Annotated in this window: 19 protein-coding genes and 2 pseudogenes; 19 read left to right on the top strand and 2 right to left on the bottom strand. The window is 59.6% G+C overall.

The window, feature by feature from the left end:
- Positions 1 to 166 precede the first annotated feature (166 nt).
- Positions 167 to 349, top strand: a pseudogene (locus G3N58_RS33945) (hypothetical protein); the annotation flags it as partial.
- On the opposite strand, the gene G3N58_RS01465 reads toward G3N58_RS33945, so the two are convergent.
- Complete coding sequence (locus G3N58_RS01465; RefSeq protein ID WP_167044819.1) at positions 342 to 1,334, bottom strand: TRAP transporter substrate-binding protein; 993 nt, start codon at positions 1,332 to 1,334, stop codon at positions 342 to 344. The pseudogene G3N58_RS33945 and the gene G3N58_RS01465 sit on opposite strands and share 8 nt — an antisense overlap.
- 652 nt (positions 1,335 to 1,986) lie before the next feature.
- Here G3N58_RS01465 and G3N58_RS01460 point away from each other — a divergent pair.
- The 12 genes from G3N58_RS01460 to G3N58_RS01405 all read left to right on the top strand — a co-directional run bounded on the left by G3N58_RS01460 (position 1,987) and on the right by G3N58_RS01405 (position 17,191).
- Positions 1,987 to 2,520 carry an RNA polymerase sigma factor gene (locus G3N58_RS01460; protein WP_205998327.1) on the top strand — a complete coding sequence of 178 codons (534 nt, stop codon included), beginning with the start codon at positions 1,987 to 1,989 and terminating at the stop codon, positions 2,518 to 2,520.
- A 13-nt stretch (positions 2,521 to 2,533) separates the two neighbouring features.
- Positions 2,534 to 3,370, top strand: coding sequence for a FecR domain-containing protein (locus G3N58_RS01455; RefSeq protein ID WP_205998310.1), 837 nt, complete (start codon positions 2,534 to 2,536; stop codon positions 3,368 to 3,370).
- A gap of 114 nt (positions 3,371 to 3,484) precedes the next feature.
- A complete protein-coding gene (locus tag G3N58_RS01450; RefSeq protein WP_205998309.1) occupies positions 3,485 to 5,950 on the top strand; it encodes a TonB-dependent receptor in 2,466 nt (821 codons plus the stop codon).
- A gap of 96 nt (positions 5,951 to 6,046) precedes the next feature.
- The gene (gene sbnA, locus G3N58_RS01445) at positions 6,047 to 7,072 is read left to right on the top strand and encodes a 2,3-diaminopropionate biosynthesis protein SbnA (protein WP_205998308.1); all 1,026 of its coding nucleotides are present in this window, start codon (positions 6,047 to 6,049) and stop codon (positions 7,070 to 7,072) included.
- Between the two features lies 1 nt (position 7,073).
- A complete protein-coding gene (sbnB, locus tag G3N58_RS01440) occupies positions 7,074 to 8,093 on the top strand; it encodes a 2,3-diaminopropionate biosynthesis protein SbnB (protein ID WP_167044918.1) in 1,020 nt (339 codons plus the stop codon).
- The gene (locus tag G3N58_RS01435) at positions 8,090 to 9,931 is read left to right on the top strand and encodes an IucA/IucC family protein (RefSeq protein ID WP_205998307.1); all 1,842 of its coding nucleotides are present in this window, start codon (positions 8,090 to 8,092) and stop codon (positions 9,929 to 9,931) included. Before sbnB ends, G3N58_RS01435 begins: the two co-directional genes overlap by 4 nt.
- Positions 9,931 to 11,130: an MFS transporter gene (locus tag G3N58_RS01430; protein ID WP_167044805.1), complete on the top strand. Its 1,200-nt coding sequence runs from the start codon at positions 9,931 to 9,933 to the stop codon at positions 11,128 to 11,130. Before G3N58_RS01435 ends, G3N58_RS01430 begins: the two co-directional genes overlap by 1 nt.
- Before the next feature lie 5 nt (positions 11,131 to 11,135).
- Positions 11,136 to 12,974, top strand: a complete 1,839-nt coding sequence (locus G3N58_RS01425; RefSeq protein ID WP_205998306.1) for an IucA/IucC family protein — start codon at positions 11,136 to 11,138, stop codon at positions 12,972 to 12,974.
- Complete coding sequence (locus G3N58_RS01420) at positions 12,971 to 14,740, top strand: IucA/IucC family siderophore biosynthesis protein (protein ID WP_205998305.1); 1,770 nt, start codon at positions 12,971 to 12,973, stop codon at positions 14,738 to 14,740. The genes G3N58_RS01425 and G3N58_RS01420 overlap by 4 nt, the downstream gene beginning before the upstream one ends.
- Positions 14,737 to 15,534 carry an aldolase/citrate lyase family protein gene (locus G3N58_RS01415; protein WP_205998304.1) on the top strand — a complete coding sequence of 266 codons (798 nt, stop codon included), beginning with the start codon at positions 14,737 to 14,739 and terminating at the stop codon, positions 15,532 to 15,534. Before G3N58_RS01420 ends, G3N58_RS01415 begins: the two co-directional genes overlap by 4 nt.
- Positions 15,531 to 16,769, top strand: coding sequence for a type III PLP-dependent enzyme (locus tag G3N58_RS01410; RefSeq protein WP_167281895.1), 1,239 nt, complete (start codon positions 15,531 to 15,533; stop codon positions 16,767 to 16,769). The genes G3N58_RS01415 and G3N58_RS01410 overlap by 4 nt, the downstream gene beginning before the upstream one ends.
- Entirely contained in the window at positions 16,766 to 17,191 is a 426-nt protein-coding gene (locus G3N58_RS01405; RefSeq protein ID WP_167044790.1) for a ParB N-terminal domain-containing protein, read from the top strand. Before G3N58_RS01410 ends, G3N58_RS01405 begins: the two co-directional genes overlap by 4 nt.
- A 662-nt stretch (positions 17,192 to 17,853) precedes the next feature.
- Here the strand turns inward: G3N58_RS01405 and G3N58_RS01395 are convergent.
- Positions 17,854 to 18,240: pseudogene (locus G3N58_RS01395) on the bottom strand (aldo/keto reductase); the annotation flags it as partial.
- A 495-nt stretch (positions 18,241 to 18,735) separates the two neighbouring features.
- Between G3N58_RS01395 and G3N58_RS01390 the strand changes: the two are divergent.
- From G3N58_RS01390 to G3N58_RS01365, 6 genes are read left to right on the top strand one after another with little or no spacing between them, the layout of a single operon-like run.
- Positions 18,736 to 19,041 (top strand): non-heme iron oxygenase ferredoxin subunit, encoded by a 306-nt coding sequence (locus G3N58_RS01390; protein WP_028197862.1) that lies wholly within the window; start codon positions 18,736 to 18,738, stop codon positions 19,039 to 19,041.
- Positions 19,042 to 19,077: 36 nt separating this feature from the next.
- On the top strand, positions 19,078 to 20,304 hold the full coding sequence (locus G3N58_RS01385; protein WP_167044784.1) for an FAD-dependent oxidoreductase: 1,227 nt from the start codon (positions 19,078 to 19,080) through the stop codon (positions 20,302 to 20,304).
- A gap of 18 nt (positions 20,305 to 20,322) precedes the next feature.
- Positions 20,323 to 21,615: an aromatic ring-hydroxylating dioxygenase subunit alpha gene (locus G3N58_RS01380; protein ID WP_205998303.1), complete on the top strand. Its 1,293-nt coding sequence runs from the start codon at positions 20,323 to 20,325 to the stop codon at positions 21,613 to 21,615.
- Positions 21,616 to 22,125, top strand: a complete 510-nt coding sequence (locus G3N58_RS01375) for an aromatic-ring-hydroxylating dioxygenase subunit beta (RefSeq protein ID WP_167281903.1) — start codon at positions 21,616 to 21,618, stop codon at positions 22,123 to 22,125. It abuts the gene before it with no gap.
- A gap of 51 nt (positions 22,126 to 22,176) precedes the next feature.
- A complete protein-coding gene (locus tag G3N58_RS01370; protein WP_205988324.1) occupies positions 22,177 to 24,582 on the top strand; it encodes a xanthine dehydrogenase family protein molybdopterin-binding subunit in 2,406 nt (801 codons plus the stop codon).
- Positions 24,582 to 25,421 (top strand): FAD binding domain-containing protein, encoded by an 840-nt coding sequence (locus tag G3N58_RS01365; protein ID WP_167044772.1) that lies wholly within the window; start codon positions 24,582 to 24,584, stop codon positions 25,419 to 25,421. Before G3N58_RS01370 ends, G3N58_RS01365 begins: the two co-directional genes overlap by 1 nt.
- Positions 25,422 to 25,430: the final 9 nt, after the last annotated feature.

Raw genomic sequence — 25,430 nt, 5'->3', positions numbered from 1 at the left:
ACGGCTCCGGCGCGATCGAGCGAGCGGAGCCGATAGACAACCGGTATGCGGGGTTCCGCGTACCGGTTTTTTTTATTTGCCGCGGAGCGTTGTCTAACCAGCGGGCGCAAGGAGGAGGTGCAATGAGCGGGCTGCTTGAAGTATTGGCAACTTCGTGCACGCAGCGGCGGTGCCTTGCGGCGGGTTCGAACAGTCGGGGATTGGCCGCGAGTGCGGCACGTTCAGGCTCGGGGCGTTGCTTGAGCCGAAGAGGGTGTTGCCTGAGGTGAAGCGCAGGAAGCGCAGCGGCAGGAGCCCGCGGATTTTCCGCCAGGCTCGTTGCCGCCGCGTGAGGAACCCGCTTACTTGATGGCCTGGATTTCGTCGGCGATCTGCTTCATTTGCGGGGTCTTCTCGTACTTCGTCCACACCGGCTGCATCGCCTTCACGAAAGCTGCGCGGTCGATCTGCGAAGCGGGGATGATCGTCGCGCCGCCCTTCGTGACCGTCTTCTGCGCATCGGCTTCACGCGCGGTCCACAGCTTCTGGTAGTAAGGCACCGAGTCGGCCGCCGCCTTCTTGATGATCTGCTGTTCCTGCGGGCTCAGCGTGTCCCACACCTTCTTCGAGAACACCAGCACTTCCGGCGTCATCGAATGCTGGGTTTCGGAGTAGATGGTCGCGACTTCGTAGTGCTTGCCTTCTTCATACGTCGGCAGGTTGTTTTCCGCGCCGTCGACGAGGCCGGTCTTCAGGCCCGTATAGACTTCGGCGGTCGGCATCGGCGTCGGGATGCCGCCCATTGCCTTGATTTCGTCGACCATCAGGTCCGACGGCTGCACGCGCACCTTCACGCCCTTCATGTCGGCCGGCGACTTGATCGGCTTCTTCGCGTACATCGAGCGTGCGCCGCTTTCATAGAACGTCAGCGCGATCATGCCTTTCGCCGTGAACGCGTCGAGAATCTTCTGGCCTTCCGGGCCGTACATCACCTTGCGGAATTGGTCGATGTCGCGGAACAGGAACGGCAGCGACGGGATCATCGATTCCGGCACGATTTCGTTGAACGCCGCGCCGTTCGCGCGCGTCATGTCGAGTGCGCCGATGCGGACCTGGTCGATCGTGTCGTTTTCGGAGCCGAGCGAGCTATTGCCGAAGACCTTCACCGAATCCTTGCCGTTGGTCGCCTTGCTGATTTCCTCGCCCATGAACTTCACAGCCATGTTGGTCGGATAGGTATCGCCATGGACGTCGGCCACACGAAACACGCGCGCTTGTGCCGAACCCATGCTGAACGCCAGCGCCGCGGCTGCGACGATCATCGAAACACGGGAAGAGGCAAACTTCTTGTTCATCGTGACATTCCTTAAGAAATAGATCACTCAGCGGATCGCGGATACCGCCGGGTGGTGTGGGGTACGTCGTGCGGCCCGCAAGGCGGGTGGCATTTTTGCGGGCCGCACGGTCGCCTTCATCGAGGGCGAATGCTTTAAACCGGGTTCGATACGCTGACAGGCAAAGGCGCTGCGGCGGCTCAAATGTTGTACGACAACGTACAAATTTTATAAAACTCGTTTGAGCTGCACATTTAGTGTTTACCCGCTAGGTAGATGTAATGGAGATGACGAATCTGTCAGAAAGACAAATTCGATCGCGGGTTTTGGGGACTGGAATCGAGGGTGACGGGTGTGCGGGGCGATGCTGTGGTTGGGGAGGTGGGGGGAGCGGGCTTGATTGAAATAGAGTTGTACGACGACAAACGTTTATCGCCTGGCGCCTCACTTCGCGATAAACGTATCGATCCGTTTAATGAGGGTGATCCAGGCCCTGTCGAATAAAGCGGAAGCAGACAAAAAGTAAACCAGAAGTTGAGCGTCAGTCCACGCGGCAGTCACGACCCGATAATGACGGTTGCCGAACCTCACGGGCGTTGACAGCTTTGTAATATACATAAATAATGAGACGCATTATCATTTCGGGCGTGATGCTCGCTCATCCCGTAACAATGTGACAGGCTCGCACCGCGATTCCGCCCACTCTTCGTTGATCGCTGCCTTCATCAAGCACTACGAAGATCTCGTCAGCCATGTACGGCGTCGCTTTGGCGATCGAGCGTTCGCCTGCGATGTGGTTCAGGATGTCGGTGTCCAGCTTCTCCAGCGGCCTCCTGAAGCCGCCGTCCATGCGCCACTCGCGTTTTTGCGGCATATGTCTATCCATCGGGCGATCGATCGATGGAGAGGGGATGAGGCGCATGCAAGTCACACGGAATCGACGGGTGTGGTTGTTCCCGATACGCGCTCGGACGATAACGACGGAGAGCAGGCCCTGAGTTACCAGCAGACCGTGCAGGAGCTCGAGCAGATCATCAATGCCTTGCCCGAGCGATGCCGCGAGGTGTTCATCCTCCACAAACTGCACGATTTATCGCAGGAAGAAGTGGCGGCACAATTGCGGATGTCGCGTAACATGGTGGCCAAACATATGGCCCGTGCGATGATGGCCCTTACTCCGATCCTGCAGAACACTCTGCATACCTAGACGGCAAATGCCGATGTTGCCTGAGCCTTCCCGTAGTCACGATTCGACATCCCTTCAAGACGGCTCGCTCGATCCCTTCAAGGACGCGTTGCGCGCGCGTTATCCGCTTGACGCGGTGGTGCGCCGGGCGGCTCGCCGCCGAACAATACGGCGCGTTACCGGCAGTACGATGCTGTCTGCGGCGGCGGTCGCTGCAGTCTGGTTCGCCGATCCGCCTTACCGTGTCGATACGCTGCAGACCGCCGTAGGCGAGCACCGTGACTGGTTGCTTGCGGACGGTAGCCGGCTTGCGCTCAATACGGGTTCGTCCGTGCGTGCCGAATGGCATATCCGGTCGCGCCGTGTGCAGATCGATCGTGGAGAGGCATCGATTGAAGTCGCGCATTCCTTGTTCCGCCCGCTGGTGACCTACGCAGGTGATGTCGTGATTCACGACGTCGGGACGACGTTCGCTGTACGGCGCGATGCTGCCAGCGTGCAGGTTGGCGTGGTGTCCGGTTCGGTCGCCGTCGCCACAGGCGCGCAAGCTCCCGTCGACCTTAAGCCCGATCAGGCCGTTACCGTTGCCGCGGGTCATATAGGTGCACGCCAGTCGTTCGATCCCAATCAGGCGTTGGGCTGGCGCGATGGGCGCCTGGCGTTCGACGGAACGCCATTAAGCGTCGCCGTTGCGGAAATGCGCCGTTATCGGCAGGCGCCAATCGAACTCGATCCTCGCGCGGCAAACCTGCGTGTATCTGGCCAGTTCAATACCGCCAACATCGACGCGCTGCTCGATATGTTGCCCCACGTGCTGCCGCTGAAGGTAAAGCGTGACGCCAATGGTGCGGCCATGATCGCGCATCGCTAGTCACCCACCCTGCCTCAAAAATATTTTCTCCGGGACGTCAACAAAACCATCGGCCGATCCGGCAACCCTTGTGAGAGTCATCGATTTATATCGATTCAAACGAGGAGCGGTGGTATGGAGATTCATGGGCGCCATGCTGGTTTGGGGCGCATCGCGTGCGTAGCGGTTGCGAGTAGCTGTCTGTCGGCCGCGGCGTGGGGGCAGGGTGGGGACCTGGCATCATTCGACATTCCTGCGCAGCGACTTGACCGCGCGCTGAATGCGTTTGCGCGGCAGTCCAATGCGCAACTGCTGTTTTCGACGGCCAGCGCCGAGCAGGCGACGAGCCATGCCGTGAAAGGCAGGATGACCGCCTCCGCAGCGCTAGACCAGTTGTTAGCGGGCTCCGGAATGCGCGCTCAAGCGACAGGCGCGAACGCGTTCACGGTGGAGCGTGCAGCGCCCGCATCGCCAGAATCCGATTCGAGTGCGAGCCGTTCGGCGGAGCCGGCAGAGCTCTCGGCCATCGCTATTTCAGCAGATCGGACCCATAGCGACCTCGTTCGTCCCACGCGACAGATCACGGTCATTGACCGCGACGAACTGCGCGATCTGCAAACCGGCTCGAACAATCTGGCGACGGTATTGAGCAAGGCTGTGCCCGGCATGGCCGATTCGAGCCATACGATCACCGACTACGGCCAAACCCTGCGTGGCAGAAATATCCTCGTGCTGGTCGATGGCGTGCCGCTGAACACCAATCGCGATTCCGCCCGCAATCTGGCAAACGTCGATCCGAACAACATCGAGAAAGTCGAAGTCCTGCGTGGCAGCAGCGCGGTCTACGGCGCGGGCGCAACAGGTGGCATTGTGTCGTTCACGACGCGGCAACCCGGTGGTGAGCCTCGCGCCGAGACGACGTTTTCCATGACGTCGCCGCTTTCCCATTTGGGGAGTAGCGGCCTTGGCGGCACCGTCCAGCAGTATTTCGCGGGCAGTCACGGCCCCGTCGAATATGAGTTCAACGTCGACGCGCAGCACATCGGCAGCTCATACGACGCGCGCGGTCATCGCATTGCGCCGGAGCCCAGTCAGGGCGATCTGTTCGACTCGAACGTCTATAACGTCGAAGGCAAACTCGGATTTCGCATCGATGCGAACCAGCGCATCGTGTTTTCAGCGAGCCACTTCGACGCGAAGCAGGACACCGATTACGCAAGCGATCCATCGGTCGCGAAGCTGACACCCGGCACGGTTGCCGCTCGCGCAAAAGATGGACTCCAGCTCGACGACCAGAACCGCATCCGCAACACGCAGCTCAACCTGCAATACAGCAACAAGGATGTGCTGGGCAGCGAGGTCGCGGCGCAAATCTATTATCGGGACTACTACACACGTTTTGCACCGTTCGACGCGCGTGCCGTTGCAACGCGTGGGAGCAATATCGACCAGGTCATGCAGGATTCGAAGGTATTCGGCAGCCGTCTGACGATCACGACGCCGCTCGATCGCGCCGGCCGCACGAAGATCCAGTGGGGCGCCGATTTCAACCAGGAGCGCAGCGACATGCCGGACGATATTTTCTCGCCCACGGCATACGACGCCAGTGGCGGTCTGGTCTATCGCAAGACCGGAACGCTCATGTATCTTCCGCCGCTCACGACGACCAGCGTCGGCGGATTCGCGCAGTTGCAGCACAAGTTCAACGAAAAATGGTCGGCGGAAGGCGGTGTGCGCTACGAGCATGCAAGCGGGAGCTTCGATAGTTTCGTGCCGCTTTCGCAATTGCGGTTGGCGAACAGGTACACGGTGCCGGGTGGATCGACCGATTACGGCGCGTGGTTGTTTAACGCGGGCGTTGCCTATGCGCCCATTCCGGGCCAGGAAGTCTACGCGGCGTTCAGTCAGGGCTTCCAGTTGCCAGACGTCGGCCTGCAATTGCGCAATGCAACCGCAGGTTTCGATATTCACTCGTCGAGCCTTGAGCCTGTTAAAACCAATAACTATGAGATCGGCTGGCGCGGCAGTCTCGGCAAAAACACGGACGGCACCATCGCATTGTTCTACACGACGTCCGAGCTTGGCGATGTGCAGAGCTTTAACAACGGTTTGATTCTTACGCGAACGGCCGAGCGCATTTCCGGCGTCGAAGCGACGCTCGACTACGTGAGCGACGATGACAAGTGGGGCGCAGGCGGCACGCTGACCTACATTCAAGGCCGCGAGCGTCCGCAGAACAGCGCGAATTTTCAGGACATGACGGGCTACCGGATTCCGCCGCTCAAGCTGACCGCGTATCTCGAGTACCGGCCGTCTTCTCGCTGGAGCAATCGCCTGCAGACGACGTTCTACGCGGCCCGCGACTACCGGCTCAACGGCAAGACCAGCTTCGGGCGCATGGATGTGAGCAGTTATACGACCGTCGATCTGATCTCGCGCTATCAGGTCACGAAAAAGGATCGCGTGACGGTCGGCGTCGAAAACCTGCTGAACCGTTATTACTTCCCGCAATACAGCCAGCTCATGCGCAACAGCAACAACACGAGCCGCCTGCCTGCCGCAGGCGCCGTGATGACGGCCAGCTATACCCATCGCTGGTAAGGGTGCGCGGCGTTCTTCGGGGCGCCGTGCGCGTTCGTTAGTTAATGAGACGCAATCTCATTAACTGTTGGAAACATCCTCATCAAGGAGGGAGTGATGATCGGCAGAAATATCGTCGATTGCGTTGGTGGCACGCCGCTTGTGCGGCTCGATCGCCTGTACGCCCAGCATGAAGCCGAAGTGTTCGCAAAGCTGGAAATGCTGAATCCGGCGGGCAGCATCAAGGACCGCCCGGCCGGCTATATCGTCGAACGCGGACTGGCCGACGGCACGATCGCGCCCGGCGCTCACATCATCGAAAGCTCGTCGGGAAATCTTGCGATCGCGCTGGCGATGGTGTGCCGGGTGAAAGGCCTGCGTTTTACCGCGGTCGTCGATCCGAAGATTTCGCCGACGAACCTGAAGATTCTGCGCTGCTACGGCGCGGGCATCGAGCAGGTCAATCGCAAAGACAGTCAGGGTGGTTACCTCGAAACCCGCATTGCACGTGTGCAGGAGATGCTTGCTGGGGACACGAGTGCTGTCTGGATCAATCAGTACGGCAATCCGCGCAACTGGGAGAGTCATTTCCACGGAGAGGGCGATGAGATCGCCCGCGCGCTCGAACAACCGGCCGACGTGCTCGTGCTGGGCGTCAGCACATCGGGCACGGTACTCGGCATCGCGCGACGGCTCAGGCGTGCGTGGCCGGAACTGAAGGTCGTGGCGGTGGACGCGGTCGGCTCGGTCCTGTTTGGCGCGAAACCTGGCCCGCGTGAACTGCCTGGCATTGGTGCGAGTCGCGTTCCCGAGCTGCTTTGTCTGGACGATATCGACGAAGTCGAGCATGTCGATGACTACGACGCGGCGCTCGGCTGCCGGCGTCTGCTCGAACATGAAGGCATTTTCGCGGGCGGGTCGTCGGGCGCCGTTGTCGTCGCGATTGACCGTCTGCTGGCGCGCGCGACGCGCCCCGCAGCGCACCCGCTACGCATCGTCACGCTGCTGCCCGATCGCGGGGAGCGCTATCTCGACAGCGTGTACGACGACGGCTGGCTGGCGCGCATTGCCGCAGCGCGCGCTGCGCAAACGCAGCCTGAAACATCGTCACTTTCAACTTCCCTTCTCGAAGAGGTTCACTGATATGACCCAACCCGCTCATTCCGGCCTTCTCTATCTCGGCCGTCAGGATCTGATCGCCCTCGGTGGCAACCGATCACAACCTTATGTCGACGCCATTGCCGATGGACTGGCCTTGCACGCGCGACGCGCCTTCGTTCAGCCGTTGAAGCCGTATCTGCGCTGGGCGGGTGCGGATCACATCGCGGATCGGATCATCGCGATGCCGTGCTATGTGGGCGGCAACGATCCGATCGCCGGCCTGAAGTGGATCGGCAGCCGGCAGCACAATCCGTCTCGCTTCGGGCTTGAGCGCGCCAGCGCAGTCATCGTCCTGAACGATGCCGATACGAACTATCCGGTTGCGATCATGGAAGGCGGACTGATCAGCGGGATGCGCACGGCCGCGATCAGCGCGGTAGCAACGCGCCATCTCGCGCGTGCCGGCTTCACTGACGTCGCGTGCGTCGGCTGCGGCCCGATCGCGAAGATGCAGATGCAGACACTGCTCGAACAATTCGCCAGCATTCGACGCATTCATCTGTTCGATTTGTCGCGCGACGCGATGCGTGCCTTCAGCCGTGAGTTGAGCGAGCGCTATCCGCAGGTCGCCTTTGAAGAGATGGCGAGCGCCGAACTCGCGGTGCGCGCATCCGATGTGATCGTGACCTGCACGGTCACGGACACGCCCTATCTCGAGTACGCGTGGCTCAAGCGCGGCGCGTTTGTTTGCAACGTCTCGATCATGGACGTGCAGAAGGAGGTCTATGAAAAAGCGGACAAGGTGATCGTCGACGACTGGGATCAGTCGAATCGCGAGAAAAAGATCATCAATCAACTGGTGCTCGAAGGGCGGTTCAGTCGTGAACAACTGCATGCCGAACTCGGTGAAATTGTGATCGGCGAACGCCCGGGGCGCGAGAACGACGACGAAATCATCCTGCTCAACCCCATGGGGATGGCGTTGGACGACATGGTTTGCGCGCGTCATTTTTATCGGCTTGCAACTGAGCAGGGCGTGGGCATCCGGCTGCCGCTGCTATGACATACGCCGAAAACGTGGTCGATTGCAGAACGGCATGCGTCGATCCGCTCGCACACGGCAGTGTCGAACGACTGCTCGCCCAGGATCTGCTCGACGCGCTGTGGCTGGAGGATCTGTACGGCATGCGCGCCCGCATCTGCTGGATTGGCGGCGCCGCCGACACTGCACTCGTATTGTCGCTCGGTCGTGGCCTCGAACTTATGTGGCGAGGCACGCGGCTAAATGGCGTGCGGCCTTTGAGGATCGCGCGATCGGGGCCTGGAGTGCAATTGGCGAGTGAGGCCGGTCGAAAGGCTTTGAACGTCACACAGACACTCGAAGCACTGCAACGAGCGGACTGGTGGCTTGCATACAGCCACCGTCTGGCGGAGTTGCTGGCGCTTGCAGCGCGTCAGATCGAGAGAACGTTTGCTGCACAGGCGCGATGGTTGGCGGATATCGACGCAACGCCGCACAGCCTGATGGCCTGGGAGGCGATTTGCTGTCTGCGCGACCGGCCCTTTCATCCGCTTGCACGCGCAAAATTGTGGCCCGGCAGCCCAGGCGATGCCTTCGAGGTCGAGGCTGGCGAGATCACGCCGCACTGGGTCGCCGTGCCGCGAAACGCGCTGTGGTGTTCGGGTGAGCCGGCATTGGAGTGGGACGACCACCAGCCAATCGCCGGAGCAGTGCTGGATGCAGATGCATTTGCCGTGCTTGCAGAACGTGCCGCCTTGCTCGGTATCGATCCGGCTGCGCTATGGATGCCCGTTCATCCGTGGCAGTGGGGGGAGATCCAGGCGAAGCATCCGCAGCTCGCTGCGCAATGCGTCGATCTCGGCGAAGGATGCGGAACCGTCAGGCCGACCGCTTCGTTGCGTACGCTCGGCATCGGATCGGGCGAACGGTTGCACCTGAAGCTTTCTCTGGGTGTTCAGGCGCTCGGCGCATCGCGCGTGATGCCACCGAGATATCTTCACAACGCAGTGCTTGCCGAGCTTTGCCTGCGCGAGCTTTGTATTCGTGACAAGTGGTTAGGTGAGCATCTTGAACTGTGCGATGAGCGCGCGTGGTGGGCGTTCGGCAACGACAGTACGCTGATTGCCGGGCAGGGAGAGCTGGCGTGCATGCTGCGTCGCTATCCCGACGCTGACGGCTGGCTGTTGCCGATGGCCGCCTGCGCTGCGTCGACGAGCGATGCACATCTTCCCGCGTTTGCCGTGTTATGTCATGCGAATGGAACAACAGGAAAAGCGGATCTGGAATACGCGTGGAGGATGTTCGAGCGTATCGTGCACCTCTTGATCGAACTCGGTCTGCGCTGCTTTGCGCACGGTGTCATGCCTGAGTTGCACGGCCAGAATGTGCTGTTGCGCGTTGGGGAAAATGGGCCATGCAAGATCGTGCTGCGTGACCACGATACGTTGCGGATTTGCCCTGCGGTCATGATCGGGGCGGGCGTGGAGGTGCCTGACTATGTGATCGATCGAAGCACGCCTAATACCCTGATTCTCGAATCGCGGGACGCCTTGCTCGCCTATTTCCAGACCCTCGCGGTCGAAGTCAATCTGTACGCGATCATTGCCGCAATCGCTGATTGTTTCGATGGCGACGAGGCTACGGGTTGGGGCATTGTCGATCGTACGCTGCACGAGGTGCTAGAGCGTGTCTTCGCCACGAGCCCGACGCGCGATTACGTGGCGCGTCTGCTTTTCGACGCACAGCATTGGCCGTTCAAGCAACTGCTTGAACCGCTCGCGGCGCGTGCGGCGCTGGGCACGGGGATGCCCAGTGGAATGGGCGCAATCGGCAATCCACTGCTATCCCGCCGACCGGCGCAACCAGCGAGGGTTCCGTAATGCGTCGTGCGAACCTTGCCGTCGCCATGCTGATCGTGTGCCAGGGCGTGATCACGCTAGGCCTGATGGTGCTGGTGCCCATCATGCCGTTCTATCTCCACGGTCTGAGCGGCGGCTCCAGCGCCGATGCAGCACGCTGGACGAGCATTGCGTTAGCGGCCCCGGGCGTTGGCGCGTTGCTTTGCGCACCTTACGCAGTGCGCTGGTGCGAGCGATTCGGGTATAGGCGGGCACTTCTTTTTGCCCTCGCGCTGTTCGTCGTGAGCATGACGACGATGGCGATATCACGCGACGTCGTGATGTTCGTGGGCGGGCGCCTGCTGCAAGGCGCGAGCACGGTGGGCGTCATCATTACGGCTTTCATCACGCGTGTCAGTGACCCCGCTGCCCAGGGGCGATCGCTTGGCTGGCAGGAGTCCGCTGTAGCGGCGGGCGCTCTTGCTGGTCCCGTTCTTGGAGGCGTGCTGCAGGACCACTGGTCGGTGCGCCCATTGCTACTAGGCGTAGCACTCTGCACGGGCGCCGCATTGCTGCTGCTGGCATTCGCGTTGCGTGAACCCAGCCAGAGAAACGCGGAGCGCGTAGGGGCGGCGGAAACGCCTGGAACGACATTGCTCGCCGATCCTGTCCTGCTTCGTTGGGTTCTCGCAGGCGCATTGACGCAAGCCGGCGCATTCGCGCTCGTGAACGTGTTCGCTCTGTTTGTCGATGAACGCATGGCGGGTGCCAGCTTTCTCGCCAGCAAGATCGGCGTTTTGCATGCGCTTGGCTGGGCCGCCACGCTCGTTGCGGGGCCGTGGTGGGGGGCGCGCAACGACCGTGGGGACCCCGCACGTCACTTCGTCGCTGCGGCGCTGTCGTGCGCGATCGTCCTTGCGCTGATGCCGTTCGCTTCCCGTTTGTGGCAGATCGGCGTTCTGCGCATCGTGCAGGGCGCCAGCTACGCCGCGCTGGCCCAATCAGTTCTGCTGCTTTGCTGCCGCAGTGTGCCGTCTGCAATGCGAAGCCGCATCACGGTGGTCTCCAAAAGCGCCATGGTGCTCGGACAGTTGCTCGGACCGATTGCCGTTCTCGTTTTTCTTCCTTGTGTCGGCGCTTCCGCGACGCTCTGGCTGACCGCATCCATGTTCATCGCCGCAGCGGTAGTCGCGCGTAGCGCGCCGGCGGCCCATCCCATCTCCGTTTCCGATTCGAGGTAAGACTTATGCTGTTTTCCTCTCCGAGATCCGTTTCGCTGACGCGAAATGCTGCGCTGCAGGTGTCCCACGCTTCCCATGCAACGCATCGTGTCGACGAACCTCACAGTGCCGAAAGCGTTCTGTCTGCGCTTGATCGAAGGTTGCTCGAACAATACTTCAACACGTATTGCCGGGAAACCGGCCAGTTCGACCCGCGTGTTTCACCCGATGCAGACCGGGAGCTCGCCGACGATGTCTGCGCCGTCGTGCAAAGCTGGCGCGATGCAGGTTTGGACGTGGCGACGATTGCCTTTCCCGGTGACGGCAGCCGCCTTTATGTCGCGCTCGACTATTTTTCCCTCATTGGATTCCATCGAGTAGGGCGCTACGCCATCGTGGAATTGCCGGGCGGCTCCGGTCATGTCCAGTTCGATGGCATCGAGGCGCTGATTGTACGCATCGCGCAGTCGCTTGCCCGCGGGCTTGCGATCAGCCCCGACTGGATCGCACGCTTCACGACGCTGATGCAAAACAGCGTGGATCGCGTGCGCTACTACCACACGCAGACCCCAGACCCTGGCGTATCGGCGTTCGTGCGCGCGGAACAGTCGCTCCGCTTCGGGCATGTATTCCATGTGACGTCGAAAGCATCGGATGGCTTTGCCGAGCGCGACATGCAGGCGTTCGCGCCAGAACTCGGGGCATCGTTCCGTTTGCATTACTTCGCGGTGGCGACGAACTGCCTGGATACGCGCTCGATTGACGGCACACGTCCGCCGATCGATCCGGAAGCGATGCACGCCGCGGCTGCGTTGCTGGGTGACAGCGAATATCGCCTGCTTCCTTGTCATCCGTGGCAAGCCGAATACCTGTTGCAACAGGAAACAATCCAGAAATTGCTCGCACGTCGCGATCTGATCTCGCTCGGGCCGCTAGGTGAAGTGGTCTGGCCGACGTCATCGGTTAGAACGGTATGGTTGCCCGTGCAACGACGATTCCTGAAGCTTCCGCTCAATGTGCGGATAACGAATTTTATTCGCAACAATCCTCCGGTACAGGTCGTTCGCGCGTTGGATGCGAGTCTCTACATTGCCTCGTTGCCGTCCGGCGATCGGGCTTCCGATGCGTTCGAGGTTCTGCTCGACGGTGCGAGCGCGTCACTCGAGACGACGGAGGATGCCCTGAAGGCGAGTTCGGCGGTCCTCTATCGGGATGGCATGAGCGATGAAGTGGGCGACTATGCCCAGGTGCTGGCGACGGTGATGGAGGAGCCGGCAGAAGGCGAATCATCGCTTGCCATGCTGCTCGAAGAAGCACTCGGGACGGCGCCTGGCGATCAACCCCTCGTCGCCTGGTGGACGCGCTATCTGAATGTCACGCTTATGCCACTGCTTCGGTTGTTCGCGCGCTACGGCGTCAGCCTTGAGGCACATCTGCAAAATACGATGGTCGCGTTTCAGGACGGATGGCCGGTGCGCGGCTATGTTCGCGACATGGAAGGGGCGAGCATCAGCCGCGCGCGATGCCTGCGCCCGTTCAACCTGCCCGACGACAGTCCAGCGCTATACCGCGATGAGGATGCGTGGCATCGCTTCCTGTACTACGTGCTGGTCAATCACATCGGGCACGTGATTGCGGGCGTGGCACGGGCGGGCTATGGCGACGAAGCAATGCTCTGGAGTTTGACCGCCGACATCTGGTCGCGTGATCCAGAGCCCGCAGTCACCGCATTGCTGCGTGACGTTCGTGGCCGGACTTCGCTTCCCGCCAAGGCGAACATGATGAGCTGTTTTGGCCGGCATGGTGAATTACCTGCGTGGGTCGAGATTCCCAATCCGCTGGCGACCGTGGAGGTATCCGTATGAAATTCGCTGCATTCGAAGCGCTGTTCGAAAGCGCCGCCTATCAGGAAGCGGGAGAACGCGTCGTTCGCCAATTGCTTGAGGCGCTACTGTTCGAAGGTGCGCTGCCCGACACGGCGTGGTCCGGCGAAACGTTGTCGATTTCGGCGACCACCAGCAGCGGCGAAGCAGTGTTCTATCGTTGCAAGGCGCAACGAACCGCGTCGTTCGGCAGAATCCGGATTGTTTCGCCGGTGAGTCGGGACCACAACGGGGTGATGACGAAAGCCGATGACGTCGCGCGCGTTGTCGCGGAACTGGGACCGCAACTGGGTGCCGATCCGGTACGCCTCTCGCAATTCGCTGCGGAGTTGTCGGCCACACATATCAAGGATGCGCAGACCCGGATGGCGCAATCAGGAAAACTGCTTCGCACGGGGAGCTACGATGAGATCGAATCCGCGTTAATCGGTGCGCATCCCTACCATCCGGGATACAAATCGAGAGTCGGCTTCACACTCGACGACAACGAACGTTACGCGCCCGAATGTTCTTCCGGCGTCGCGCCGGTACTCCTGGCTGTGCATTCGGATCATTGCCGTTCGAACGTCAGCCGGGACGTGGCGGGACGCGATGCCCAGCAGCTTCTTTCGCTGGAGGAACAAGCGGCGTTCAACGTGCAGCTTGCTCAACGCGGCCTGAATCCCGCGCATTACGTGCCGCTGCCGGTACATCCCTGGCAATGGAGCGCCATTGCTGAAACGGTCTGCCATTCCGCGTTCTCGCGTCGCGAACTGGTGCCCGTTGGACCACTTGCCGGACGATACCAGCCGCAGCAGTCGATCCGGACGCTGGCGAACGTCAATCGGCTCGATGCGCCATCGTTGAAACTGGCGATGAATCTCGTCAATACGTCGACCTCGCGGGTGCTTGCGCCGCACACCGTCTGCAACGCTGCGCCGATCAGCGACTGGCTTGACGATCTCGTCGCGCGAACCGACTGGAGCGAGCCACTCGCGCGGCCCGTGATACTCAAGGAAATTGCAGGCGTCGCCTATGTGCCGACGGTTCCCGTCGCGGGGCTGTATGGTGCGCTAGGTTGTATCTGGCGCGAGAGCGTGCATCGTCATTTGCGGGCCAACGAATCGGCGTTGCCAATGACTGCGCTTACGCATATCGACGCCGATGGCCGGCCGCTGATCGCCGACTGGATCGCGCAACATGGCGCGCGAGTCTGGGTCCGTCGACTGGTGGAGCGGGCCTGGCTGCCTGTGCTCCATCTGCTTTGGCGCAATGGCACTGCGCTTGAATCGCATGCGCAAAACATGGTGCTTCTGCACATGGACGGCCTGCCGGTGCGCGTTGCGCTGAAAGATTTCCACGACGGCGTACGCTATTCGAAGCAATGGCTTTCCGTGCCGCCGCCGTCTTTGTATGCTCCGCCAGCGGAACACGCTCGCGTCAATCCGAATTCGTTCATCGAGACGGACGACGCCAATGAACTGCGCGATTTCACCTGCGACGCGCTCTTCTTCGTCAATCTCGCAGAGATTGCGTGGTTCTTCTCCTGCCACTTCAATCTGGACGAAACCGAATTCTGGGCAATCGTGGCTCGTGCGATTGGCGACTATCAAAGTCAGCATCCCGATCTCGCAGACCGTTTTTCGTTGTTTGACTGTCTGGCGCCGGAGATGGAGGTCGAGTTGCTCGCAAGTCGCCGCTTTCTACCGGAGATCCGTCTGCGAACACGCGCGACCGCAAATCCGCTTGCCCAGCTGGAGTTCGTATGAGATCAATCGCCGAGGCATCAAGATCACTAAAAGAGCGCATTGGAGATGCCGGCACGCCGCCGTTGGTTGGACTGTTTTGTTCAACTCCCGCATCGCTATCGGTTGAGCTGATCGCCGCCGCGGGATTTGATTTCACCGTGATCGATCTTGAGCACACGCTGATCGACGGTTCGACGCTTAACGCAATGCTCCTCGCCGCCCGTGCAAGCGGCATCGCTGCGCTCGTGCGTGTCGCCGCGTCACATCAAGTCGTTCAGGTTCTGGACGCTGGCGCGCAAGGCATCGTCGTTCCGCGTGTGCGAACGGCGCATGAGGCTCGGCTTGCCGTCAGGTCCGCTTATCACGCGCCATTGGGATATCGCGGCTTGAATTCGACCGCCGCAAACGGTTTCGGCCGTGACGATCTCGCGCAATCGGTGCTGCAGGCATCGAACGATACGCTGGTCGTCGCGATGATCGAAGACCGCACAGGACTCGATTCGCTCGATGACATTGCCTCGATCGACGGGATCGATGTTCTGCTCGGCGGCGCTGCGGACCTGTCACAGGATTTGGGTATCCCGTGGCAGACTGGACACGCGGAGATACGATCGGCGCTCGCGCGAATCGAGGCGACGGCCCGCAAGCATGGCAAGGCCTTCTGTGCACTTCCGCGCAACGCCGACGAAATTGCCACGGTACATCGTTGCGGCACTCGCCTGCTGATCGCTGGCGACGATCGCGGTATCGCGCGGCGAGCGATGGTCGAGCAACTGCATGCCTGCCTGCAGGATTTTCAAGGGATTCGGGAATGAATCGAACTTTGGTTGAGCGCTATCTGGCTGGCGTAGCATCGCCGGTGTGCGCTTATCTTTACGATCTGGATCATCTGAGGACGCGCACTGCCGGGCTCGTCGAATTGCTTCCGCGCAATTGTGAGTTGTTTTATGCCATCAAAGCCAATAGCGATGCTGAGGTTTTGCGCTCGCTCGATGGCATCGTTGCGGGCTACGAGGTCGCCTCACTCGGCGAGGTGACGCGTGCCCGGGAAGTTGGCCCTCACGCGCGAATCGTTTTTGGCGGCCCAGGAAAAACCGACTCGGAGCTCGAGGGCGGGCTGGCGCGCGGCGTGGAGCTGTTTCACGTCGAGAGCCAACTGCAATTGCTGCGCCTCAATGCCGTGGCGGCGCAAATGGGGCGAAGCGCGCGCGTGCTCCTGCGGGTCAACCCGAACGCGCTGACTGTCGATCCGGATAGCAAACGGCCGACGGGTACATTGACGATGGGCGGCCAGCCAACTCAGTTTGGCATCGAGGAAAACGAATTGCCTCGAGTGATTGCGATTGCAAACACGCTTGCGGCGGTGGAGGTTGTGGGCTTGCACATACACGCGCTCTCAAACAATCTGGATGCGCAGTCGCATCTTGCTTTGATGGCCCATTACATGACGCTCGCACGCCGGTTACAGCGCGAATGTGGTCTGAGGCTGGAGACGCTTAACGTCGGAGGAGGAATCGGCGTCAATTATGTCGACCCCGACAGCGGTTTCGACTGGAGCGCATTCTGCGCCGGACTCGGTGCTTTGCTGACCGATTTCGACAAGGGTTGCCGGATTGTGTTCGAGTGCGGGCGTTTCATTGCCGCAGATTGTGGCTACTACGTAACAGAAGTCGTCGATCTCAAAAGTAATCACGGAAAGAACTTCGCGATCCTGCGTGGTGGCACCCACCATTTTCGTCTGCCTTCGTCGTGGCAGCACAATCATCCCTTTTCAATCGTGCCCAACGAGACGTGGCCGTATGCGTTCGGGAGACCATCGCTTGAGCGTGCGGCAGTGACGCTGTGCGGAGAGTTGTGCACCCCAAAAGATGTTCTTGCGCGCGAAGTCGAGGTTGGGCGTTTGCGAGTGGGTGATCGCATCGTGTTCAGACTGGCAGGCGCATATGGATGGCATATATCGCATCACGATTTCCTGAGCCATCCGCATCCAGAGCGAAGGTTTTTCGATGTGGTGAGGAACGCTGACGCCCGCGCAGGGACGTTGACATGAAACTTGCGACCGTCGGAATCGAATTCATCGATCCAGAGAGAATTCTGCGCAATGAGGAACACAGCGCGGCACATGCCGAGGAACTTGCGAATGCAATGAAATACAGCGGTCTTTGGCGCGTGCCGATCCTTCTTGAAAAAGAAAGCCTTGCCGTAATGGACGGTCATCATCGTCTCGCGGCAGCGCGTTCACTCGGTCTAATCAGGGTTCCTGTTTTACGGCTTGACTACCAGCATGTCGAGGTAGTGGCGACGCGAGAGGGATTCACGGTGACGCCGGACGAGATTGTGATGCGTGCTCGTCAAGGGAACCTCTACCCGGAGAAGACCACACGTCATATGTTTTCGTCCCCAATACCAAACTGCAATATCTCTTTGGTCCTGTGCCGAGGGCGGGTGCCAGGCATGCCTGAAATCCGGTAACCGCACTCGGAATTCACTTTTATGGTGTGGTTGCGGTTATCGTCCCGACCGCGACCGCCACTTTTCGATGGTCCTCCTGGGTTTTTTGAACTCAAGGCGCGAGGACATGTCGATCATGGCGCGTATCCGAGGACGAATGAGCACGGATCTGCAGCTTTCGAGGCGATGCTGCAACCACGCTCCGAGTTCGTTGCGTCATCTGTGCATGTGGTCAAACAGCTAAGATCATCATTCCTGTGGGCACTGTGTTGTGAAGAGCGTGTACCAAAAACGTCGCCAAAAACGGCCTGCCTCTTCGTGAGTCTTCGATCACGAACACCGAACCCAGCACCAACCCTACACAGAACGTTAGGCTTATGTATAAAACACTGTAACTATGCGCGAGAAAAAATTGCTGAAGCGAGGACTGCGAAGCCTGCTCGGACCCGCGCCTTTCTTAAGATCGGAATACAAAGCCACTGAAGCACCACTGTTTCCAGCAGAGGCGCGACGATGCATTCAGGAACGGTGACTTTGACAGGATCGTGCCGAGTAAGGGTTAGCCCCTTAAACCCTCCCGGGGTAAAGTAAACCTAACGTAATCGGAGGCACAGACGCGATATAAGTTAATAGCAAGGCAAGTGGAATCAGTCTTGCTAGGGACAGCCTTCTTATCCATTCCTTCAGTTTGCAAAGACTTGCATTCCTCGATGCACATATTTACCAGTAAGAACGCCGCCGCCCAAGACCCTGAATGCCAACAGTGCGAGATGATTTTCATCAAAAAACGAGGCCCGATGCCGTAGCCCCTGCGGCTGCAGAACGTTGCATTCGACCTGGCAAGAAACGAAATGGCCTGGGCGGTACAAGCTGATGAGTTGTCTCAACTCCTCGTCGCTCGCATGTCCGCAACCGACGTATCGCACCTTGCCTGAATCTACGAGCCTTTTCGTTGCATCGATAACTTCATCAAGAGGCGATAGGTCGCGATACGAATGCAGTTGATAGAGATCAATGCGGTCGGTTTTGAGACATCGCAAGCTATCTTCAGCCAATTTAACTATGAACTCAGCGACTGCCTCGGTCCGAGGTCCTCGACGGCGCGCGACTTTGTCGCGATTATCACCTCGTCACGACAATTCTGCCGCGCCGTCCCTTTCATTCTCTAGTGATTCACAGGCGCATGGTCTCCTTTCGTGTACGCCGTGCCGATCTCCCATGGCTAAAAATAAGCCGGTGAGGGCTGAAAACGTCTTCATTGTTCCGGGGTGGACGTCCTGTGTGCTGATAATTCTGGCGAGTGGGGTGTCGCCGGTGATCAACCGGTCCGAGATCCTTGCGCTACTGATCGGCGCGAAACTGCGGCGTGCGGTTCCGTCTGCATCCCTTCGTCTTCTTCATCATGCGGTTCACGTTTCTGCCAGCTGTTGAGCTCACCGTTCGGCCCTTATTGCGGCAAAGTCCACTTTCAAAGGGTAAACGATAGGTTCTTGCCTTATTGACTCAAGACGAATTGCTGATACTATCAATTCATCAGCATACTGATCAATTATCTAGGCAAGTCGATGACACTCAAATTCGCGGCAAATCTTGACGATCTGAACCCGGACGAGCCTTACGCAGCAACGGTCGACAAGGAGCAGATCGCCCTGTACCTCGTAGATGGCGAGGTCTATGCGACGCACAACGTGTGCACGCATCAGTTCGCGCTGCTTAGTGACGGTTTCCTCGAGGACGGATGCGTTGAGTGTCCGCTTCATCAGGGGAAATTCGATGTGAAGACCGGCGCCGCGCTTTGTGCGCCGGTGAGCGCTCCGCTCAGGACTTACAAGGTCCACGTGGAAGGCGGTGCGGTGATGGTTGAACTCTGAGCGCCATACCTTTTTGACTACGTCAGGAATCCGAAAGTGGAAACGATTTTGATCGTCGGCGCCGGACAGGCAGGCGGCCGTGCAGCCGAGACGTTGAGGGCGCATGGCTTCGAGGGATCGGTCCTGCTCGTCGGTGATGAACAGCATAGGCCGTACGAGCGGCCTGTATTGTCAAAGACGGTACTGACGGCAGTGGACGATAACGAATGCTTCGACGCGTGGCTACATTCGAGCGACTTCTACGCCACCAGAAAGATCGACTGGATCGCAGACGGTGTCGAAAGACTGGACGTGACACACCGCACTGCGATGCTCAGAAGCGGGCGAAGCATCAGCTTCGACAAGTGCCTGTTGACTACAGGCGGTCGCGCGCGCCACCTGCCCGGCACGCCGGACAGTCGCCATGTATTCACGCTGCGTACGCTGCCGGATGCGATGCGGGTGCGGCAGCGCATGGCCGGTGCTAGTTCGGTGGCCGTCATCGGCGGCGGCTTCCTTGGGCTTGAGTTCGCAGCAAGCGCAAGGGCGCGCGGAATCGATGTCACCGTGGTTGAAGCGGGGGAGCAGATACTGGGCCGCGCGTTGCCGCACGAATTCTCGGAGCGTTTGCGCGCCAGGCACGAACAGAACGGCGTGAAGTTCATGCTGGGCGCAAGGCTGGTTGCCTCCGTGGAGCATGCGTCGGGGGTAGCGCTGACGTTTGCCGACCATGCACCGCAGCGGTTCGATTTCGTGGTGGTTGCCATTGGGCAGCAGCCGAATGAAGAGCTCGCCAAAGCGTCTGGTCTGGAAACGGGCAACGGCATACACGTTGATGCGCATTGCCGGACGTCGGGCGCCGGTGTCTATGCCGCGGGTGATTGTGCAAATTTCCCATTTGGCGCGTCCGGAAGACGTCTGCGTCTCGAATCATGGCAGAACGCGCAAGACCAGGCGATCGTTGCCGCGCGCAACATGCTGGGAGAGTCGATCGAATATCGGCCAAACCCCTGGTTCTGGACAGATCAGTATGACTGGAACGTACAGATGCTAGGAATGCTCGACAGCCCAATAGAGCAATGGATCGAGCGCCGGGTATCGAGCGACAGGGTTCTGCTGATGGGGTTGAGCAACAACGTCATTGTGTACGCGCTCGCAGTCAATAGCGGTGGCGAACTGCGTGCAATTCGCCGTCTCGTTGAGGAGGCGATTCAGGTCGACCCCGAGGCCCTCGCGGACCTGAACGTCAAGTTGCGGCAACTTGAACGAAAAGCTCACTCATAACGCATTCAGGAGAGTACTTTGTATTCGTCAGAGACGGTAATTGGCCTTGGTACGCCGAGCGTCAAAAATAAGCCCATCGAGCAACTGGTCTGGCCGGAGGACGGCCTTCACGCTATTCCAGACTGGGTTTACACGAGCGACGATGTGTACGCTCGCGAGGTTGAGCGGATTTTTCAGGGCCGTACCTGGAACTTCGTTGCGCTGGAGGCCGAAGTGCCCAACAGCGGGGACTACAAGCGCTCGTATGTAGGTCCGACGCCGGTGGTCGTCTCACGCGCAGAAGATGGTTCCATTCATGTGTTCGAAAACCGCTGCGCCCATCGTGGCGCCGAATTATGTCGTCACACGCGCGGCAACAATGCTGAGTTCGTCTGCCCGTATCACCAGTGGTCCTATGACCTGAAAGGGAATCTGCAAGGTATTCCGTTCAAACGGGGTGTGAACAAGCTCGGCGGGATGCCGCGCGACTTCCGTAATGAGGACCACGGTCTCAAGAAGCTTGCTGTCACGACGCGTAACGGAGTGGTCTTCGCCTCGTTCACGCACGACATGGAGCCTATTGAAGATTACCTCACGCCCGAAATCCTGAAAGATTTCGACACCGTCTTCAACGGCAAGAAGCTGCGCATCCTCGGGTTTTACAAGAACGAGCTGCCATGCAACTGGAAGATGTACCACGAGAATCTGAAGGATCCTTACCACGCAACGCTGCTGCACTCCTTCCTGGTGGTGTTCGGCTTGCTGGTTGCAGGGAACCGCTCGGCGATGGTGGCCGACAGTAAATACGGCATACACGGCACGATGGCGTCGGCCAAAAGCGATTCACTCTATGCAACGGTGGACACCGACAAGAAAAAAGAAATGCGCTCGTTCCACGAGGGTATGGTCCTCAAGGATGAGCGGTTCCTTGAGTACGTCAAGGAGTTTGACTCTGAATGGTCGGTGACGATGCAGACGATCTGGCCGAATCTGATCGTCCAGCGTGAAATGAATACTTTGGGGGTGCGGCATATCGTTCCGAATGGGCCAAACAGCATGGTGATGCTGTGGACGATGTTCGGCTACGAAGACGATACAGAAGAGACCACACGCCACCGGCTGCGCCAGGGCAACCTGATGGGACCGGCTGGATTCCTCGGTCTCGAGGACAACGAAGCCATGAAGTTTGTGCAGGAAGGTGTGCGTCGCTCCGTAACCGATCGCAGCGTGCTCAAACTCGACAGTGAAAAAACTGGAACCGCGGACAATCTGATTTCGGAAGCTGCAATTCGCGCGATGTACAAACACTACCGTGACGTGATGGGGTTTTAAATGCTGCCAGGATTCGAAAAGAAACCAATTGCACACGACAAGGCACTTGCTGCGCGCGCAGCCGTGGAAGATTTCCATGCCGAATATTGTGCGGTGCTCGACGGGGGCGACGTCGAGCGGTGGCCGGACTTTTTTACGGAGAACTGTCTTTACCGGGTGACCGAGTACGAAAATGCCGCCCTCGGGTTTCCGGTCGGCCTGGTCTACGCCGAAGGGCGGGACATGCTGCGCGACCGCGCAGTAGCTATCTCCAGAACGCAGATGTTCGCGCCGCGACAGATGCTGCATTTCGTCACCAACGTTCGGATTCTTGACGTGACAGACGAAGAAATCATTGCTCAGAGTAACTACATGTTGATGCAGACCCTGGTCGAAGGCGCGACTTGCCTGCATCAGGCCGGTCGGCTTTTCGACCGCTTTGCTCGAAAGGGCAATGAGCTGCTTCTGAAGGAACGGCAGGCTATTTATGACACGGCGATGATTGCGAACGATCTAGCCTATCCTGTTTGAAGGGGGTAAGCCGAGAATGTCAAGAGCGGGCCACAAACCAGGGGGATGCATATGAGCCACACCGAACCGACGGAAGCGCCCATCGAAAGCGGCGGCATCGGCGCCCGCGTGAGGCGTCGCGAAGATGAGCGCCATTTGCATGGCAAGGGAAAATTCGTTGCCGACTATACGTTTCCTGATTTGCAGGAAGTGGCGTTCCTGCGCAGCCCACTTGCGCATGCTCGCATCGAGCGCATCGGCAAGCCCGAACGCTTCGCTGATCAGGTCATTGTGCGGGAAGACATGCAGACGGCGACAGACATCGTGGCTGATTCCAGCTTGCCGACCTACAAGCCTTCGTCGCACCCGCCGCTCGCCTCCGGGAAAGTCCGCTTTGTCGGCGAACCTGTGGCAATGTGTTTCGCGAGTTCCCGCGCCGAGGCCGAGGACATCGCGGAGGAAGTTGAGCTGGATCTGGAGGAACTGCCTGCGTTTGCGAGTGCATTTACAGCACGCGAGCGCACAGACGTGCGGGTGCATGACCACTGGACAGACAATCTCTTCCTCGATCTGAAGGCGGATGTCAATTTCGACGAGCGCTCCAAAGATGCACCCGTCGTCGTCAGACAAAAGGTCGACCTGGCCCGTCAGTGCATGGTCCCAATGGAAGGCAAGGCCGTACTGGCCTACTGGGACCACACGCAGGCGCAACTGGTCGTCATTACGTCGACCCAGGTCCCGCACATGATCCGTACGGTGCTTGCGCAATGCCTTGGTATTGACCATGCTCAGGTGCGTGTCATTTCGCCTGATGTGGGCGGTGCATTCGGCTACAAATGTGTGCTTCAACAGGAAGAGCTTTGCATTGCGTGGCTTGCTCTCACCTACAAACGTCCGTTTCGCTTTATCGAAGACCGTCGCGAGCATTTGATCGCGGGTGCGAATACGCGCCAGCACCACTACGAACTTACCGCATATGCGGACAACAATGGACGGCTCCTGGCGCTGGACTGTAACCTGTTGATTGACGGCGGCGCGTATTCCGCGTGGCCTTTTACGATTGGGCTCGAAACAGGGCAGGCGTTGGGTAACCTGCCTGGCCCCTATGATTTCAGCGGATACCGCTGCCGTACCCAGTGCGCGGCAACCAACAAGCCCGGGTTCCTCCCGTATCGCGGCGTGGCACGTACCGGCGTCTGTTTCGCGATCGAACTGACGATGGACGCCATTGCGCGCGCAGTCGGCCGCGAAGCGTGGGAGGTTCGCTACGACAATCTGATTCGCGGGGCTGACATGCCCTATACGAACGTTGTCAAGAAGCACTACGACAGTGGCGACTTCCAGAAGAGTCTGAAGCGGGCCGCTGAACAGCTTGATGTTGCCAGATGGCGCCGTCGTCAGAAAGAGGGTGAGCCAGACGGCAGGCTGATCGGTGTCGGGTTCGCGACATTCACGGAGCAATCGGCACACGGCACGGCAGTGTTCGCGTCGTGGGGCTTGCCGGTGGTTCCAGGCTACGACCTGGCAACTGTCCGGATCACAGCGGATGGCGGTCTGGAGGTTCGTGCCGGAATCCATTCCCATGGCCAGGGTATGGAAACGACATTGGCGCAGATCGCAAATGAAGTGCTGGGCGTTCCGATTCAGAAGATCAAGGTCGTGCACGGCGATACGGCTCTCACGCCGTACTCCACGGGTACCTACGCCTCTCGCAGCATTGTCATGGCAGGTGGTGCAGTCGCGGCAACGTGCCGCGAACTGGTACCGCGACTGATCAAAATTGGCGCACATATCCTGGGTGAACCGGAAGACGCGGTCCGATTCGAGGCCGGCGAGGTGGTTGGCGCAACGGGACGGGTATCCCTCGCGGAGATCGGTCACGCGTGGTATCTGCGGCCCGAACGCTTACCGCCGGGCGTGGATCTGACCGGGCTCGAAGCAACTCAGGGTTTCAAGCCGAAGGTCGATACCGGCGCATTCAGCTACGCGACGCATGCGGCTGCCGTGGCGGTTGATACAAAAACGGGCCACGTCGACATTCTGGATTACGTCATCGTTGAAGACTGCGGGCGAATGATTAACCCGATGGTTGTCGAAGGCCAGACCATCGGCGGCACGGCACAGGGCATCGGCACCGCGTTCTATGAAGAAACGCTATACGACGATAACGCGCAGCCACTGACGTCCACGCTCGCAGACTACATGTTGCCCGGGCCGACGGAGTTGCCGTCGTTGACCATCATTCATATGGAGACGCCGTCGCCCTACACGGAATTCGGCGCGAAGGGGGTCGGCGAAGGCGGTGCAATCGCACCCCCCGCCACGCTTTTCAATGCGGTAAACGATGCGCTTAGCCCTATTGGAGCACTCGTCAGCGAGACACCTCTCACGCCGCGACGGCTGCTTGCCGCGATTGAAGCGGCCAAAGCGGCTTCGCACGGCAAGGCAGAAGCAGAACATGCTCACGAGGTGATTTGATGAAGGCCGCCGCTTTTGAATACGTACGCGCTGCTACATTGTCTGACGCGTTACGTGAGTTCGGTGATTCGGCGACGGGCGTGAAACCGATTGCCGGTAGCCAGTCGATGGGGCCGATGCTGAATCTCCGCCTGGCGAGGCCATCGCGCGTGGTCGATGTGTCACATGTTGACGAATTGCGCGGCGTCACTGTCGTAGGCGATGTGGTTCGTGTGGGCGCGGCGATTACTCACGCGGAAATCGAGGACGGGAAGTACGAACCTTTGCGTAACGGATTTATGCAGTATGTCGCTTCGGGTATTGCGTACCGCGCGATTCGTAACAGAGGAACCATCGGCGGCAGTCTGGCGCATGCCGACCCCGCAGCGGACTGGCCGTTGGCGCTTTCGGCCCTCGACGCCAGGCTGGAGCTCGCGAAGGCGGGCAGTACGCGTCACGTGCGCGTCAGTGAGTTCATGCTGGGCGCCTTTACAACGCTGCTTGACGACGGCGAGATTATCTCTGCGGTTCTGTTGCCAAAAATCGGGAGCACCCTGCGTTGGGGCTATTACAAGCTTTGCCGCAAGACTGGCGAGTTCGCCCACGCAAGCGCAGCTGCGGCGTTTGACGCGCAAACCGGCCTGGCCCGCGTGGTCCTTGGCGCGCTTGATGGCCCGCCGACTGCATTGGACTCGCTTGCGCAGTCAATCGCGAAGCAGGGCCCAAGTGCTGCCACGCCGGAAGCGATTGCGGCAGGTGTGGCGAACGCGATGCCGAATGCGGACGCTATCGACCGCTCCATGCACGCCGCCACGGTTGAGCGCTGTCTTGCACAAACCTTCGGTTCATCAGCGCGTTAACGCGTTAAC

It is taken from the genome of Paraburkholderia sp. Ac-20342, assembly GCF_017104985.1.
Taxonomy (GTDB): domain Bacteria; phylum Pseudomonadota; class Gammaproteobacteria; order Burkholderiales; family Burkholderiaceae; genus Paraburkholderia.
Note: the sequence above shows the minus strand (reverse complement) of the source record. Positions and strands in the feature narration are given on the sequence as shown.